The organism is Mycobacterium sp. TKK-01-0059, assembly GCF_000709305.1.
In the GTDB taxonomy this organism is placed as follows: domain Bacteria; phylum Actinomycetota; class Actinomycetes; order Mycobacteriales; family Mycobacteriaceae; genus Mycobacterium; species Mycobacterium intracellulare.
In genome coordinates this window covers 3,237,426-3,252,881 of the sequence record NZ_KL446993.1, presented here as the reverse complement: position 1 = coordinate 3,252,881, position 15,456 = coordinate 3,237,426, and the positions used below count along the sequence as shown (strand labels likewise).

Below are 15,456 nucleotides of genomic sequence, written 5' to 3'. Positions count from 1 at the left end.
ACGTAATTACCGTCCGGATGTCTTGGTTGCGGATGTGGTCGCTGCAGCGGGGGCGACGTCGACGCCGAGGATGCGACTGGCCAACGTCGCCGCCATGGACGCCACGTTGGCACGCAGATCCAGTTCCACGGCGTCCCTTTCCCGCTTCAGTTGCTGGGCGGCCAGCTGCAACGTCGAGGACACCTCTTGCTCGGCCCGGGCCCGCGCCTCTTCCACGACCTTACGGCCCTCGGCGCGCGCGTTGTCGCGTAACGACGACGCCTGCACTCGGGCTTCGGTCATGGCTTCTTCGTAATCGGCCTGGGCGGCCTCGAACTGCTCGGCCGCCTTCTTGGTGTCGGCGGCCGTCTTGGCAACCATGGCGTCGCGTTCGCGCAACACCTTCATGACCGGCGGCACGACGAACGTGCCGATGACGGCCAGCACGATCAGGAAGATGGCCAGCACGAAGAAGAAGGTGCCGTTGGGAACGAGGAAGTTGTTGCCTCCCTCTGCCACCACCTGGCCGGACGCCAGAACGCTCAGGCTCGCGTCACCCATCACAGCGAACTAGGTGCCGACGGGTGTTGCGAAGACGAACAGCGCCATGAAGGCCAGGTTGATGAAGTAGGCCGCCTCAACCAGACCGACGGTGATGAAGAACGGCGTGAACAGCCGACCTTGCGCCTCGGGCTGCCGGGCGATCCCGGAAACCAGCGCGTTACCGGCGATACCGTCACCGATACCGGCACCGATCGCGCCGCCGCCCATGATGAGTCCACCGCCGATGAGTGCAGCGGCAGCGACTTGGGGGTCCAGAGCCATTCTTATCCTCCTTGATATCTGGTAGGGGTCTACCAGGCCTCTGTAATGGTGCGTGGGACAAAACAATTCATGGTGGCTTTAGTCATGGTGATCCTCGATCTCCATGGCTTGACTGAAGTACAAGATGGTCAGAATCGAGAAGATGAAGGCCTGGATCGCCCCGACGAACAGGTCGAAGGCCTTCCAGATCGCGTTGGGCGCCCACATGATGTACGGCGGGAACAGCGCGATCAGCGCGACCAGGATGCCGCCGGCGAAGATGTTGCCGAAAAGTCGCAGCGACAACGAGATTGGCTTGGCCAGCTCCTCGACGACGTTGATCGGCGCCAGGAACGCCACGTGGCCCTTGAGCACGGCGAGGGGGTGTCCGACGACGCCGCGGCGCCAGATGCCGGCCACGTGGTAGCAGACAAAGACGAAAAGGGCCAGCGCCAGAACGTAATTGATGTCCGCCGCCGCCGACTTCAGCAGCTCGGTGGTGTGCCCGGAGGCGTCGGTGTACTGCAGCGGGAGCACCGACAGCCAGTTGGAGATCAGGATGAACACAAAGATGGTGACGGCCAGCGGCAACACGAACGGCGCGATCCGCATGCCGACCGCGCTCTCGATCTGGTCGCGCATCTGGACCGTGATGGCTTCCCAGAACAACTGAACACCGCTGGGGACACCGGTCGAGGTGATCTTCGCCCGCAGGAAGAAGGCCAGCGCGAGCACGATCAGCGCGGCGATCCCCGTCGACATGATGGTGTCGGTGTTGACGGTCATGCCGAGCCAGGTGGCGTGGTTGTGTTCGCCGACCTCGATCGCACCTTCGGCCAGGAACGTCGTCTCAGGCATCGGTGGTGTTCCTTCCTTCCGTACCTTCCGATCCTGCGTTGACGCCGCCTCCGGCACCGTCCGCGGATTCCACCCAGTCGCCGGCGCGCAGCTTCTTCCACACCGGCAGCGCCGTCGATGCCACCAAGAGGATCTGGAAAAGCGCCAATCCGAACACCACGCCCAGGCCGGCGGGCCGGAAGACGTAGGCGATGATCAGCCCGATGACGGTGATGATGGCCAGCCGAGACGCCGAGTTGACGGCCATCGACCTTTTCAGCGGGTGATCCTTCGCGGTGATCGACTCAACGGAGCGACGCACCAGTACCGCATTGAGCAAACCCAGCAGCAGCCCGATCCCGAAGAAGACGCCAACCATCAGGTGACCGGACAGCCCGGCTGCGAGCACCGCCACCGCCGTGATGGCAATGCTGATCGCGAAGAGCCGAACCGGACGGAAAGCAACAGAGGGAAACACCAACGGCGCGTCCTGCGCTGGTGTCGTCACTGCAGCACCTCAATCCCAGGTTGGTGAAACGGGAACCCCTCGACCGACTGATCGGTGGTCCGCCGAGCGTATCGCACGTCACAGTTGAATCACCCAAGGGGTATCTCCCGAGGCCGGTCTTGAACCAGCCCGATCGGATGAGCCTCCGAGGGGCCGGTCGCCTGTGCGGCTTTTTGGGGTTCTACCTGGACCGTACCACACAACACGCCCCTACTACTACCCCTCGTCGTAGTAGTCGTCACCCCGGCGCAAGAGCGGGATCGCCGTCGCGACGCCGGCGACCACGATGGCGCCCAGCATCACCGCGGCGGTGTCGCGGGGGCGGAAAAAGATCGTGCTCGCCGCGCCGAACGCGACGATGCCGACCCACAGATAAATCAGCAACACCACGCGGCGGTGGGAATGGCCGATCTGCAGCAACCGGTGATGCAGATGCATCTTGTCGGGGCTGAACGCGCTGCGGCCCGCGCGGGTGCGGCGCACGATCGCCAGCAGCAAATCGAGCATCGGCACGAAGATGACGGCCGCGACCAGCAGGAACGGTGACAGCAGGGCGAACACGTCGCGGGCGCCGTAGGCGTTTTGCGAAACGGGGCCGGCCGCCGTCGTGGAGGCGGCGGCCAGCATCAAGCCGATCAGCATCGAGCCGGAGTCGCCCATGAAGATCTTGGCGCGATGAAAGTTGTGCGGCAGAAAGCCCAGACACGCCCCCGCGAGCACCACCGAGATCACCGCCGGCGGATAGAAGAGGACGTCGCCGCCGTGGTCGCGGAGCAGCCCGACCGAGAACATGCAGATCGCCAACGCGGTGATCAGGCCCAGCCCGGCGGCCAGACCGTCGAGCCCGTCGACGAAGTTCATCGCGTTGACCACCGATACGGTGAGCGCCAGCGTCAGCAGGATCGACGACGCCTGGTCGAGCACGATGGTGCCGACCCCGCCCATGGGGATGTACAGGACGCTCCAGGCCACACCCATGGTGACCAGCACGCTGGCCGCGGTGATCTGGCCGGCGAACTTGGTCAGGGCGTCCAGGCCCCACCGGTCGTCGATCAGCCCGATCCCCATGATGACCGCGCCGGCCACCAGGACCGCTGGCATGCCCGTGGAGTAGACGAACCCGCGGGTGAGCGCGGGAAGCTGGGAGGCCAGGAACACCGCGGTGACGACGCCGAGAAACATCGCCAGCCCGCCCATGCGCGGGGTGGGTGTGACATGTACGTCGCGCTCCCGAGGGTAGGCGACGGCGCCCAGCCGGGTCGCCAGCACGCGGACCGGTCCGGTGGCGAAATAGGTGATGATCGCCGCGGTGAGTCCCACCAGCGCCAGCTCGCGTAGCGGAACACCGGCGCCGCGGTCAGAAAGGGCGAGCAAACCACCGGCAAGGTTGGTCATGTCGCTGGACACCAACGAGACCGTAGTGCACAAACCTGGGAGCTCGCGACAACCGCTCCAGTCAGGCCTCGGCGGTCAGGCCCTCAGGATCGACACCGAGGACTTCGGCGATGCGCTCCGCGCTGACCGGGCCCGGCCGCAGGATGCGTGGCGTGGGTCCGGTCAGGTCCACGATCGTGGAGGCGGCGCCCTGCTCGGACGGACCCGCTTCCAGGTAGACGTCGACGAGATCGCCGAGTTGATCTCGCGCCTCACCGGCGTCCACGGCGGCCGTACGGCCGGAGATGTTGGCGCTCGAGACCGCCAGCGGTCCCACTTCACGCAGGAGTTCGATGGCGACCGGGTGCAGCGGCATCCGCAGCATCACGGTGCCGCGGGCATCGCCGAGGTCCCACTGCAACGACGGCGCCTGTGTGACCACCAGGCTGAGCGCGCCCGGCCAGAACGCGCGGATCAGGTCGCGGGCGCCGTCCGGCATGGTGTAGACGAGCCCCTCGATGGTGTGCCAGGAGCCGACCAGCACGCCCACCGGCATGTCGCGCCCACGCCCCTTCGCCGAGAGCAGCGCCGAGACCGCGGCGCTGTTGAACGCGTCGGCACCGATGCCGTACACCGTGTCGGTCGGCATGACCACGAGCCGCCCGCCCTTGAGAGCTCCTGCCGCCGCGGCGATTCCGAGCGCGCGCTGCTCGGGATCGGCGCAGTCAAAGACGTCGGTCATTGGCGCCACTCCTCCTCATCGCTGCGCTCTGCATCGTCGCGACGCGCGTCATCGGCGCCACTCCTCCTCATCGCTGCGCTCTGCATCGTCGCGACGCGCGTCATTGGCGCCACTCCTCCTCGCCGTCACGAACCGCGGCCGGCCGGTCAAGTCCTGACGCGCCTGGACGTCCTCGAAAAGCCCGGTGCGAACGAACAATTCCATGGTCTCGCGCGAGGTGGTGTCGTCATGCTCGATGCCGATCAGCCCCCCGGGACGCAGCCAACGGCCGGCGAGGCGCACTATCGGAGCAATCACCGCCAGACCGTCCGGCCCGCCGAACACCGCCTGGTAGGGATCATGTTGGGCGACTTCAGGGTCCAGCACGGCGCCTTCGGGAACATAGGGCGGGTTGGCCACGATCAGGTCGACCCTTCCGTCCAGTTGCGGAAGCAGACCGGGTTCGGTGACGTCGGCCCGCACGATCTCGACCGCCGTGCCCTCAGCGTTACCGCGCGCGTACTCGAGGGCGGCGTCGGAGTTGTCGAGAGCGACGATTCGTGCCTCCTGCCCCAATTCGGCCCGGTGGTGGGCCAGCGCCACCGCCAAAGCGCCGGACCCGGTGCACAGGTCGACGATGACCGGCCGGGGCGCAAGTCGTTGCGCGCGGGCCCATTCCAGCAGGGCCTCGGTTTCGGGGCGGGGTATGAACACGCCGGGGCCGACGCGCAGCTGCACCGGACCGAATGCCGCCGTCCCCAGCAGATGCTGCAGCGGCACGCGTCGCGAACGGACGGCCACCGCGTCGCGGTACCGTCCGAGAAAGTCCTCGCCGGGCGATTCGAGCAACGCCAGGCGACCGCGGTCGATGCCCGCCAGGTGCGCGGCCAGCTGCTCGGCATCCCAACGCGCGGAGTCGATTCCCGCTTCGGCGAGGGTGGCCGTCGCATCGTCGATCGCGCGCCGCAGGCTGAGCTGGCGTGTCCCGCTCCTCATCGCTTCGCTCCGCGTCGCCGCTGGGACGTCATGCTTGTTGCAGCCGGCTTTGCTTGTCGGCCGCGGCCAGGGCATCGAACAACGCATCCAGGTCGCCGTCGAGCACTTGATCGAGATTGTGCGACTTGAAGTTGATGCGGTGGTCGGCGATCCGGTTCTCCGGGAAGTTGTAGGTGCGGATGCGCTCGCTGCGGTCCACCGTGCGGATCTGGCTGGCCCGGTCCGCCGACGCGTCCGCCAGCGCCTGTTCTTCGGCCAAGGACTGCAGGCGCGCCGCCAGAACCTGCAGCGCCCGCGCCTTGTTCTGTAGCTGCGAGCGCTCGTTTTGACAGGTGACCACGATTCCGGTGGGCAAGTGCGTGATCCGCACCGCGGAGTCGGTGGTGTTGACACCCTGGCCGCCCTTGCCCGACGAACGGTAGACGTCGATGCGCAGGTCCGACTCGTCGATCTGCACCTCGCCGATTTCTTCGGGTTCGGGATACACGAGCACACCCGCCGCCGAAGTGTGAACGCGGCCTTGGGATTCCGTCACCGGGACGCGTTGAACCCGGTGCACCCCGCCCTCGAACTTCATCCGCGACCAGACCCCGTCGGCCGAATCACCCTTGCTGGCGATGGACAGCGTCGCGTCCTTGTAACCGCCGAGGTCCGAGGTGGTTTCGTCCAGCACGGTGACGGTCCAGCCGTGCCGCTCGGCGTAGCGAATGTACATCCGGGCCAGGTCGGCGGCGAACAGCGCCGACTCTTCCCCGCCCTCACCGGATTTGACCTCGAGCACGATGTCGTCGGCGTCGTGCGGGTCGCGCGGGGCCAGCATGTCGGTGAGCTGGGTGTCCAACTCGGCCACCCGGGATTCCAGATCGCTCGCCTCGGCGGCGAAGGAATCGTCGTCGGCGGCCAGTTCGCGCGCGGCCTCGAGGTCGTCACGGGCGGCCATCAGCTTGCGGTAGGTGCCGACGATCGGGGCCAGCCGCGCGAAGCGCCGTCCGGCCTTGCGGGCCTCGTCGGGGTTGCTGTGCAGTTCGGGGTCGGCCAGCCGTCGCTCGAGGTCGGCGTGCTCGGCCAGCAGCACGTCAATGGTCTGTACCGGCTTCGTCATGCCACACCTCCTGCCCCGTTGTCGCCCGTCACTGCCGCAAACGCAAACCGACGCCCGGCCTGTGCGACTGCACGCACAGTTCGGGCGTCGGTAACCGAGCTATTTGTCGACAGCAGCTCCGGCCTTGCGCTTGCCGTAGCGCTTCTCGAAGCGGGCGACCCGGCCACCGCTGTCCAGGATCTTCTGCTTGCCGGTGTAGAAGGGGTGGCACTGCGAGCAGACCTCGACGGTGATGTGGCCACCCTCTTTGGTGCTGCGCGTCTGGAAGGTGTTGCCGCATCCGCAGAGCACGGTGGTCTCCGCGTAGGCGGGGTGAATGTCAGCTTTCATGGTGTCCTCTTCGATCGTTTCAGCGTCCGATTATGCCGGGTCAACCGTCATGCCCCAAAACAGCGGGATGGGCTTCGCCATTCCCGGGGCGGTCGCCGCGAACTTAAATTACGGCGCTGGCGCCCGGCGTGTCTTGTGCGTGGTTTAGCGGGAGCGACGGTCCCCCTAGTCGTTGTCCATCCCAGGCGTCGTCTTGGACACCTGGACCAGGAACTCGTAGTTGGTCTTCGTCTTGCGCAGCTGCGACATCAGCAGGTCGATGGCCTGGTGGGAATCCAGGCCCGACAGCACGCGGCGCAGCTTGTGCACGATGCCGAACTCGTCCGGCGACAGCAGCAGTTCGTCCTTGCGGGTGCCGGAGGGGTTCACGTCGACCGCGGGGAAGACCCGGCGTTCGGAGATCTTGCGGTCCAGCTTGAGCTCGGCGTTACCGGTGCCCTTGAACTCCTCGAAGATGACCGTGTCACCGGTGGACCCCGTCTCGACCATCGCGGTGGCGATGATGGTCAGCGAGCCGCCCTCCTCGATGTTGCGCGCGGCGCCCAGGAAGCGCTTGGGCGGGTACAGCGCGGTGGAGTCGACACCACCGGACAGGATGCGGCCCGACGCCGGCGAGGCGTTGTTGTAGGCGCGCCCGAGGCGGGTGATCGAGTCCAGCAGCACGACGACGTCCTTGCCCTGCTCGACGAGCCGCTTGGCCCGCTCGATGGCCAGCTCGGCGGCCTGGGTGTGATCGGACGGCGGCCGGTCGAAGGTCGAGGAGATGACCTCACCCTTGACGGAACGCTGCATGTCGGTGACCTCCTCGGGCCGCTCGTCGACGAGCACGACCATGAGGTGGCATTCCGGGTTGTTCTTGGTGATCGCGTTGGCGATGTCCTGCAGGATCGTCGTCTTACCCGCCTTGGGCGGCGACACGATCAGCGCACGCTGGCCCTTCCCGATCGGCATGATCAGGTCGATGACCCGCGTGGTCAGCCGGTCGGGCGTGGTTTCCAGGCGAAGACGCTGGTTGGGGTACAGCGGCGTCAGCTTGGAGAAATCGGGGCGCTTCTTGGCGTCCTCGACCGAGCCGCCGTTGACGCTGTCCAGGCGGACCAGCGGATTGAACTTCTGCCGCTGGTTGGGCTGCTCGCCTTCCTTCGGCACGCGGACGGCGCCGGTGACGGCGTCACCGCGGCGCAGGCCGTTCTTGCGCACCATGTTCATCGACACGTAAACGTCATGGGGCCCGGCCAGGTACCCGGAAGTGCGCACGAACGCGTAATTGTCGAGGACGTCAAGAATGCCGGCTACCGGCTGAACGACGTCGTCCTCGCGCAGTTCGGCGTCGCCGCCCTCTCCGGAGCGCTCGCCCCGGCGCCGGCGGTCGCGGAAGCGGCGTCCCCGCCGGCCGCCGCGTCCTTCGCCGTCGTCGTCCTGCTGGTTCGACCCGCCACGGCCCTGCTGGCCGCCGGAGCTCTGTTGATCCTCGCTCCCGCCGCCCTGGCCGCGGTTCTCGTTCTGGTTGTCTTTGTCCTGCTTGCCTTCGCGGCCGTCGGTCTCGCCGGTGGCGCCGCCAACTCGGCCGCCGGTGCGCTCGCGATCGGCATCCTCGTTGCCGCGGTCGGTCGATCCCGCGTCGCGGGAAGCGCCGCGTCGTTCGCGGCGGGGCGCCTCGGTGGCTGCGCCGTTCTGGCCTTCCTTGGCCGCCGGTGCGTCAGCGCCGTTGTCGTCCTTGGTGTCTTTGGTGTCGTCGTCTTTGGTGTCCGGCTTGCCGCTGTCCTCAGTGGACTTCGTGCCGTTGGCGGGCACGCCGTTGGCCTGTCCCCTGACTTCTTTGATCGCGGCGATCAGTTCGTTCTTACGCATTCCCGACGTCCCTTTGACGCCGACCTGGTTAGCCAGCGCGCGTAGCTCGGGCAGCACCATGGTGGACAGGGCGCCGGCCGAAGCGCTCGTCTTCGCGTCGGGAGTGTCGGTGGTCACGGCATTAGACAGTTGATTGGCGTCAGTGTTTTCGCCAGCCGTGAACAGGTCCGTATCAGTCACGGAGTTCCTTTCTTCCCCCAATGATCACGTCATACGGGGGGTTCGTTGCATTCAGCCAAATTGCCGAGTGCGCCCAATCATCGACTCTGCAACGGTGATCGCCTGGATCGGCGGAGTAAACGGCGAACCTCGTCCACAAGAAGAATTGGTGTTGTCCTAGCGGCAAGGCAGTATGGATGCAGATGCAGATGCTGCGATTGCTGGACGGCTCCGAGGATAGCCCCCATCCCTGCTGGAAGCAAGCAAACCCTCCGGCCACGCTGTTGATCAACCCGCGACGGTGACTCCCGGACTCCAGCGAACTCGTTCGCCGGCAGCCATCTTGATGAGGGCAAATCCGCTTGTGGCGGCGTACTCCACCGCCTCCGGGGGCAACCCCGCCGCCGTGGTCATCGCGATCACCGATGGACCAGCCCCGGACAGCGTCGCTGCCACGTTATGACGCCGCAGCAGCCGCAAATATTCCGCCGAGGCGGGCATGGCCGGTGCGCGCTGCGGCTGGTGGAGCACATCTTCGGTGGCCGCCATGAGCAGGTCCGGGCGTTCGGTCAGCGCGACCACCAGCAACGCGGTGCGGCTGACGTTGAAGCGTGCGTCATCATGGCTGACCTGCGCCGGCAGCAGCACGCGGGTCTCGGCCGTCAGGGAGCGTACCTCGGGAACGGCGCAGTACAGGTGGATGTCGGGGTGAAGCCGCAGCGGCACCGCCGCGTACCGCGGGTGATCACCGCTGCGGTCGACCCACGACACGACCGCACCGCCCAGCACGGCCGCCGCCGCGTTGTCGGGATGACCCTCGAAGTCCGAGGACAATTGAATCAGCTGGGTGTCGTCGAGCGTCTGCCAATCCGTCTGCGCGACAAGGCCGTTCGCGGCCGCAAGCCCGCCCACCACCGCCGCCGCGGACGAGCCCAGGCCGCGGGAATGCGGGATGGCGTTGCGGCACCGCACCACCAGCCCGGGGGCGCGGACCCCGACAGCTTGCAGGCCGCGCTCGAGGGCGCGCACCACCAGATGGTCGGCGTCCACCGGCAGTTGGCCGGCACCTTCCCCCTCTACCGTGACGACCAAGCCGGAAGAAGTTGTCTCCACGGTGATTTCGTCGCACAGACTCAACGCCAGACCGATGCTGTCGAAGCCCGGCCCGAGGTTTGCGCTGGAGGCCGAAACCACGGCGGTGGCCACCAGCCCGGCGGGCAGCATCGGGGTCACCAACGTGACCGCCGAGTGTGGGCGCTATGTACGTGGCCTGCCTGGAATTCGTCCATACGCCCCGCGCTCGGTGACCGCACTACGCCAGCCCCAGTTTTTCGACCACCAGGACCGGATCAACCGGCAGCGCGGTCACGGTGGGCATATCCCGTAGTGCCGTGTCGGGATCCTTGAGCCCGTTGCCCGTCACCGTGCACACGACCGTCGACCCGCGGGCCACCCAGCCGTCGTCGACGGCCTTGAGCAGACCCGCGATGCTGGCCGCCGAGGCGGGTTCGACGAACACACCTTCGGACTCGGCCACCAGGTGGTAGGCGGCCAGGATCTCCTCGTCGGTGGCCGCCAGGAAGCGGCCGTTGGATTGGCGCTGCGCGTCGACCGCGGCCGTCCACGACGCGGGCGCGCCGATGCGGATCGCGGTCGCAATCGTTTCCGGGTTCTTGACCGGCGCACCGTTCACCAGGGGGGCCGCGCCGGCCGCCTGGGTGCCCAGCATCCGCGGCAGCTTTTCGATCAGGCCCTCGTGGTGATACTCGGTGTATCCCTTCCAGTACGCGGTGATGTTGCCCGCGTTGCCGACCGGAAGGGCGTGCACGTCCGGCGCTGCGCCGAGCGCGTCGACGATCTCGAACGCGGCCGTCTTCTGGCCCTCGATGCGCACCGGGTTGACCGAGTTGACCAAGGAGATCGTCGGGAAGTCGGCGGCCATCTTCCGGGCCAGTTCCAGGCAGTCGTCGAAGTTGCCGTCGATCTGGATGATCTTGGCGCCGTGCATCACCGCCTGCGCCAGCTTGCCCATCGCGATCTTGCCCTGCGGGATCAGCACCGCGCAGGTGATCCCGGCGCGTGCGGCATAGGCCGCCGCCGACGCCGAGGTGTTGCCGGTCGAGGCGCACAACACGGCCTGTTGGCCGCGCGCCACCGCATCGGTGACCGCCATCGTCATCCCCCGGTCTTTGAAGGAGCCGGTGGGATTGAGGCCCTCGACCTTGAGATGGACTGTGCAGCCGGTCTTTTCCGACAGGCGGGTCGCCGCGATCAGCGGGGTGCCGCCCTCGAGCAGGGTGACCGGGGTCCAGTCGTCACCCACCGGCAACCGGTCCCGGTAGGCCTCGATGAGCCCGGGCCAGGGCTGGTGGACGGCGGTGCGCGGCGCGCTCATAGGGTGGTCCCTTCCAGTCGCAGCACGCTCGTCACGCTCTGCACGGCATCGAGGTCGGCGAGTGCGTCGACGGTTTCGGACAGCGCGGCGTCCGTGGCGCGGTGGGTGACCACGACGATCCGGGCCCCCACCCGTCGTCCGCCTTCGTCCGCGACGCCCTCCTGGCGCACCTCGGCGATGCTGACCTCGCGCTTGGCGAATTCGGCTGCCACCGAGGACAACACGCCGGGCTTGTCCGCCACGTTCATGCTGACGTAGTAGCGCGTGGAGATCAAACCCATTGGGGCTACGGGGAGTTGGGCGTACTTGGATTCCCGCGGCCCGCGGCTGCCCAGCACGCGGTTGCGCGCGGCCATCACCAGGTCACCGGCCACGGCGGACGCGGTCGGCGCGCCGCCGGCGCCCTGGCCGTAGAACATCAGCCTTCCGGAGGCCTTGGCCTCGACCACGACCGCGTTGAACGCCCCGTTGACCGTGGCCAGCGGATGCGACAGCGGCACCAAAGCCGGATAGACGCGGGCCGAGACCCGCTCCTGGCCATCGCCGTCCGTGATGCGCTCGCAGATGGACAGCAGCTTGATGGTGCAGCCCAGCGCACGGGCGGACTCGAAGTCGGCCGGCGTGACCTTGGTGATGCCCTCGCGATAGACGTCGTCGGCGGTCACCCGGGTGTGGAACGCGATGGACGCCAGGATCGCGGCCTTGGCGGCGGCGTCGTAGCCCTCGACGTCGGCGGTGGGGTCGGCCTCGGCGTAGCCGAGCGCGCTGGCCTCGGCCAGGGCGGTGTCGTAGTCGGCGCCGGTGCTGTCCATCGCGGACAGGATGTAGTTCGTGGTGCCGTTGACGATGCCCGCGACCCGCAACACCGTGTCACCCGCAAGCGACTGGGTGAGCGGCCGGATGACGGGAATCGCGCCCGCCACCGCCGCCTCGAAATACAGGTCGACATGCGCGCTTTCGGCCGCCTGCGCCAGCTCGCCGGTGGAGATGGACAGCAGCGCCTTGTTCGCCGTGACGACCGATTTGCCGTGTTCGAGGGCGCACAGGATGGCCTTGCGGGACGGCTCGACCGGTCCCATGAGCTCCACGACGATGTCGACGTCGTCGCGCGCGGCGAGCCCTTCGATGTCGTCGGTGAGCAGCTCGGCGGGAACGCCACGGTCGTCGGCGACGCGGCGCACTCCGACGCCGCGCAGCACCAGGGGCGCGCCGACGCGGGCCGCGAGGTCATCGGCGCTTTCCTCGATGATTCGGACGACTTCGCTGCCGACGTTGCCCAACCCGAGTACCGCTACACCGACCGGCTTTTCCTCACGCGGCACCAGTTCACCTCACTTCCAGACTCAGCAGATCGTCGACCGTCTCGCGGCGCAGGAGCAGGCGCGCGCGCCCGTCACGCACCGCGACGACGGCGGGACGGCAGACCATGTTGTACCGACTCGACAACGAATAGCAGTAGGCGCCGGTGGCGGCCACCCCGATCAGGTCGCCGGGATGCAGGTCGCCGGGCACCCACGTGTCGCGCACGACGATATCGCCGCTCTCGCAATGCTTTCCGACGACGCGCGCCAGCTCCGCGGGTGCATCGCTGAGCCGGGAGACCAGCCTGGCGTCGTATTGGGCGTCATACAGGGCGGTGCGGATGTTGTCGCTCATGCCGCCGTCGACGCTGACGTAGCGCCGGTGTGCCGTGGCACTGACGTCCACGTCCTTGACGGTACCCACCTCGTAGAGGGTGATGGTGCCCGGTCCGGCAATGGCTCGTCCGGGCTCGACGACCAGCCGCGGTGTCGGCAGCCCGACAGCCTCCGACTCGTTCTTCACGATCGCGCTCAACTTGGCGGCCAGTTCGCCCATCGGCGGCGGGTCGTCCGCGGCCAGATACGAGATACCAAGTCCGCCACCGAGATCCACGGTCGAGATCTGCGCGGTCTTGTCGACGCCGAACTGCTCGACGGCCTCGTGCAGCAGGCCGAGGACACGGCGCGCGGCGAGTTCGAAGCCGGCGACGTCGAAGATCTGCGAACCGATGTGGCTGTGCAGACCGACCACCCGCAGGTGTTCGGCTTCGAATACCCGGCCGACGGCGGCCAACGCCGCGCCGCTGGCCACGGACAGTCCGAACTTCTGGTCCTCGTGTGCGGTCGAGATGAACTCATGGGTGTGCGCTTCGACACCGACCGTGAGACGGACGAAGACGTCCTGGACGATACCCGCCTCGCCCGCAATGGTATTCAGACGCTCGATCTCGGTCATCGAGTCCAAAACGACGTGGCCGACACCGGCTTTGACCGCCGCGGTCAATTCCGCGACTGACTTGTTGTTGCCGTGGAAGGTGATCCGCTCCGGCGGGAAGTTGGCGTGCAGCGCAACGGCCAGCTCGCCGCCGGTGCACACGTCGAGCGACAGGCCTTCCTCGTCGATCCAGCGCGCGATCTCGCTGCACAGAAAGGCTTTCGCGGCATAGTGCACGTTCTTGCCCCCACCGAACGCCGACGCGATCTCGCGGCAGCGGGACCGGAAATCGTCCTCGTCGACGACGAACAGCGGGGTGCCGTACTCCTGGGCGAGGTCGGTCACCGCTACCCCCGCGATGCTGGCGACTCCGCCTTCATCGCGAGTCGTGTTGCGGGGCCACACGTTTGGCGCCAACAGCAGCAGCTCCTCGGCGGATTGCGGCCGCGGCGGGCTGTCGGCGTGGCGGGTCTCTTCGGCGTGCCGAGGACCGGCGGGATGAACGTTCACATTCGCTCCGGGGCAGTGACGCCGAGTATCGCCAAGCCGTTGGCGATCACCTGGCGGGTCGCCTGGCACAGCGCCAGGCGCGCGGTGTGCAGATCGGTGGGCTGCTCGTCGCCCTGCGGCAGCACCCGGCAGGAGTCGTAGAACCGGTGGTAGTCGCCGGCGAGGTCTTCCAGGTAGCGGCAGATCCGGTGCGGTTCGCGCAGCGACGACGCCGTCGTGAGCACCCGCGGGAATTCGCCGAGGGTGCGCAACAGCGTCCCCTCCTTGTCGTGGTCGAGCAGCCCGAGGTTCCCGGTGTCGGGGATGAGACCGAGTTCGGCGGCGTTGCGGGCCAGCGCCGAGAGCCGGGCGTGCGCGTATTGCACGTAATAGACCGGGTTTTCGTTGGACGCCGACGACCACAGCGCGAGGTCGATGTCGATCGGGGTGTCCACCGAGGACCGGATCAGGCTGTAGCGGGCGGCGTCGACGCCGATCGCCTCGACGAGATCGTCGAGGGTGAGCACGGTTCCGGCGCGCTTGCTCATCCGGACCGGCTGGCCGTCGCGGACCAAGTTGACCATCTGGCCGATGAGCACCTCGACGGTGGCCGGGTCCTCGCCGAGGGCGGCGGCGACCGCCTTGAGGCGGGCGATGTACCCGTGGTGGTCGGCGCCGAGCATGTAGATGCACAGGTCGAAGCCGCGTTGCCGCTTGTCCAGGTAGTAGGCGATGTCCCCGGCGATGTAGGCGGGCTTCCCGTCGCTCTTGATCACGACGCGATCCTTGTCATCACCAAAGGCACTGGCGCGCAACCATGTTGCGCCGTCCTTCTCGTAGATGTTGCCGGTCTCGCGCAGCTTGGCGAGGGCCTCGTCGACCCGTCCGCTGGTGTGCATCGCGTCTTCGTGGGTGTAGACGTCGAAGTCGGTGCCGAATTCGTGCAACGACTCCTTGATGTGGGTGAACATCAGGTCGACGCCGATGGCGCGGAAGGTCTCGTGCATCTCGGGGGCGGGCAGGCTCAGCGCGTCGGGGGCCTTCTGCACGATCTGGGCGGCGATGTCGTTGATGTAGGCGCCCGCGTAGCCGTCTTCCGGGGTGGGTTCGCCCTTGGCCGCGGCGATCAGCGAGCTGGCGAAGCGGTCGATCTGGGCGCCGTGGTCGTTGAAATAGTATTCGCGCACCACGTCGGCGCCCTGGGTGGACAGCAGCCGGCCCAGCGCGTCGCCGACCGCGGCCCAGCGGGTTCCGCCGATGTGGATCGGCCCGGTCGGGTTGGCCGAGACGAACTCCAGGTTGATGTGGTGACCGGCCAGCGCGTCGGAATGGCCGTAGCGAGCGCCGCCGTCGATGACGTTGTTGACCACGACCGCCTGCGCCGACGCCTCGAGGCGCAGGTTGATGAAGCCCGGTCCGGCCACCTCCGCGGAAGCGACGCCGTCGGCCTGCGCGAGTGCCTCGGCGAGCCATCCGGCGAGCTCGCGGGGGTTGGCACCGACCTTTTTGCCCAGCTGCATCGCCAGGTTGCTGGCGTAATCGCCGTGCTCGGGATTGCGGGGCCGCTCGACGGTCACCGTCGCCGGCAGCATGGCAGCGTCCAGCCCGCGCTCGGCCAGCACCGCGGCGGCGGTGTTTTTGAGCAGCTCAGCGAGGTCAGCGGGGGTCACGAGCGT

15 protein-coding genes are annotated in these 15,456 nt (G+C 67.6%); all 15 read right to left on the bottom strand.

What is annotated here, in order from left to right:
* Positions 1-6: 6 nt before the first annotated feature.
* The 15 genes from K883_RS15660 to argS all read right to left on the bottom strand — a co-directional run bounded on the left by K883_RS15660 (position 7) and on the right by argS (position 15,450).
* Positions 7-540 carry a F0F1 ATP synthase subunit B gene (locus tag K883_RS15660; protein WP_008254811.1) on the bottom strand — a complete coding sequence of 178 codons (534 nt, stop codon included), beginning with the start codon at positions 538-540 and terminating at the stop codon, positions 7-9.
* A gap of 9 nt (positions 541-549) precedes the next feature.
* Entirely contained in the window at positions 550-798 is a 249-nt protein-coding gene (locus K883_RS15655) for a F0F1 ATP synthase subunit C (protein WP_024636915.1), read from the bottom strand.
* Positions 799-882: 84 nt separating this feature from the next.
* On the bottom strand, positions 883-1,641 hold the full coding sequence (gene atpB / locus K883_RS15650) for a F0F1 ATP synthase subunit A (RefSeq protein ID WP_008254800.1): 759 nt from the start codon (positions 1,639-1,641) through the stop codon (positions 883-885).
* Positions 1,634-2,128 carry an ATP synthase subunit I gene (locus K883_RS15645; protein ID WP_008254797.1) on the bottom strand — a complete coding sequence of 165 codons (495 nt, stop codon included), beginning with the start codon at positions 2,126-2,128 and terminating at the stop codon, positions 1,634-1,636. Before K883_RS15645 ends, atpB begins: the two co-directional genes overlap by 8 nt.
* A gap of 216 nt (positions 2,129-2,344) precedes the next feature.
* Positions 2,345-3,523 carry a UDP-N-acetylglucosamine--decaprenyl-phosphate N-acetylglucosaminephosphotransferase gene (gene rfe / locus K883_RS15640; RefSeq protein ID WP_008254794.1) on the bottom strand — a complete coding sequence of 393 codons (1,179 nt, stop codon included), beginning with the start codon at positions 3,521-3,523 and terminating at the stop codon, positions 2,345-2,347.
* 61 nt (positions 3,524-3,584) lie between these two features.
* Entirely contained in the window at positions 3,585-4,244 is a 660-nt protein-coding gene (locus K883_RS15635; protein WP_008254793.1) for an L-threonylcarbamoyladenylate synthase, read from the bottom strand.
* Positions 4,245-4,292: 48 nt separating this feature from the next.
* On the bottom strand, positions 4,293-5,219 hold the full coding sequence (gene prmC / locus K883_RS15630; RefSeq protein WP_008254791.1) for a peptide chain release factor N(5)-glutamine methyltransferase: 927 nt from the start codon (positions 5,217-5,219) through the stop codon (positions 4,293-4,295).
* A gap of 28 nt (positions 5,220-5,247) precedes the next feature.
* On the bottom strand, positions 5,248-6,321 hold the full coding sequence (gene prfA, locus K883_RS15625; protein ID WP_008254789.1) for a peptide chain release factor 1: 1,074 nt from the start codon (positions 6,319-6,321) through the stop codon (positions 5,248-5,250).
* Positions 6,322-6,420: 99 nt separating this feature from the next.
* On the bottom strand, positions 6,421-6,651 hold the full coding sequence (rpmE, locus tag K883_RS15620) for a 50S ribosomal protein L31 (protein ID WP_036454905.1): 231 nt from the start codon (positions 6,649-6,651) through the stop codon (positions 6,421-6,423).
* Positions 6,652-6,816: 165 nt separating this feature from the next.
* Positions 6,817-8,682 carry a transcription termination factor Rho gene (gene rho / locus K883_RS15615; RefSeq protein ID WP_036454903.1) on the bottom strand — a complete coding sequence of 622 codons (1,866 nt, stop codon included), beginning with the start codon at positions 8,680-8,682 and terminating at the stop codon, positions 6,817-6,819.
* Between the two features lie 267 nt (positions 8,683-8,949).
* Positions 8,950-9,897 (bottom strand): homoserine kinase, encoded by a 948-nt coding sequence (thrB, locus tag K883_RS15610; RefSeq protein WP_179945072.1) that lies wholly within the window; start codon positions 9,895-9,897, stop codon positions 8,950-8,952.
* A gap of 76 nt (positions 9,898-9,973) precedes the next feature.
* Positions 9,974-11,056, bottom strand: coding sequence for a threonine synthase (thrC, locus tag K883_RS15605; protein ID WP_008254781.1), 1,083 nt, complete (start codon positions 11,054-11,056; stop codon positions 9,974-9,976).
* A complete protein-coding gene (locus K883_RS15600; RefSeq protein ID WP_009955311.1) occupies positions 11,053-12,378 on the bottom strand; it encodes a homoserine dehydrogenase in 1,326 nt (441 codons plus the stop codon). The genes thrC and K883_RS15600 overlap by 4 nt, the downstream gene beginning before the upstream one ends.
* 4 nt (positions 12,379-12,382) lie before the next feature.
* Positions 12,383-13,801, bottom strand: coding sequence for a diaminopimelate decarboxylase (gene lysA / locus K883_RS15595; RefSeq protein WP_008254777.1), 1,419 nt, complete (start codon positions 13,799-13,801; stop codon positions 12,383-12,385).
* A complete protein-coding gene (gene argS, locus K883_RS15590; RefSeq protein WP_008254775.1) occupies positions 13,798-15,450 on the bottom strand; it encodes an arginine--tRNA ligase in 1,653 nt (550 codons plus the stop codon). The genes lysA and argS overlap by 4 nt, the downstream gene beginning before the upstream one ends.
* Positions 15,451-15,456: the final 6 nt, after the last annotated feature.

Bases quoted from the DNA above. Each gene is read 5' to 3' on its own strand.
- K883_RS15660 (WP_008254811.1), bottom strand. From the start codon at position 540: ATGGGTGACGCGAGCCTGAGCGTTCTGGCGTCCGGCCAGGTGGTGGCA.
- atpB (WP_008254800.1), bottom strand. From the start codon at position 1,641: ATGCCTGAGACGACGTTCCTGGCCGAAGGTGCGATCGAGGTCGGCGAA.
- rfe (WP_008254794.1), bottom strand. From the start codon at position 3,523: ATGACCAACCTTGCCGGTGGTTTGCTCGCCCTTTCTGACCGCGGCGCC.
- K883_RS15635 (WP_008254793.1), bottom strand. From the start codon at position 4,244: ATGACCGACGTCTTTGACTGCGCCGATCCCGAGCAGCGCGCGCTCGGA.
- prmC (WP_008254791.1), bottom strand. From the start codon at position 5,219: ATGAGGAGCGGGACACGCCAGCTCAGCCTGCGGCGCGCGATCGACGAT.
- prfA (WP_008254789.1), bottom strand. From the start codon at position 6,321: ATGACGAAGCCGGTACAGACCATTGACGTGCTGCTGGCCGAGCACGCC.
- rpmE (WP_036454905.1), bottom strand. From the start codon at position 6,651: ATGAAAGCTGACATTCACCCCGCCTACGCGGAGACCACCGTGCTCTGC.
- thrC (WP_008254781.1), bottom strand. From the start codon at position 11,056: ATGAGCGCGCCGCGCACCGCCGTCCACCAGCCCTGGCCCGGGCTCATC.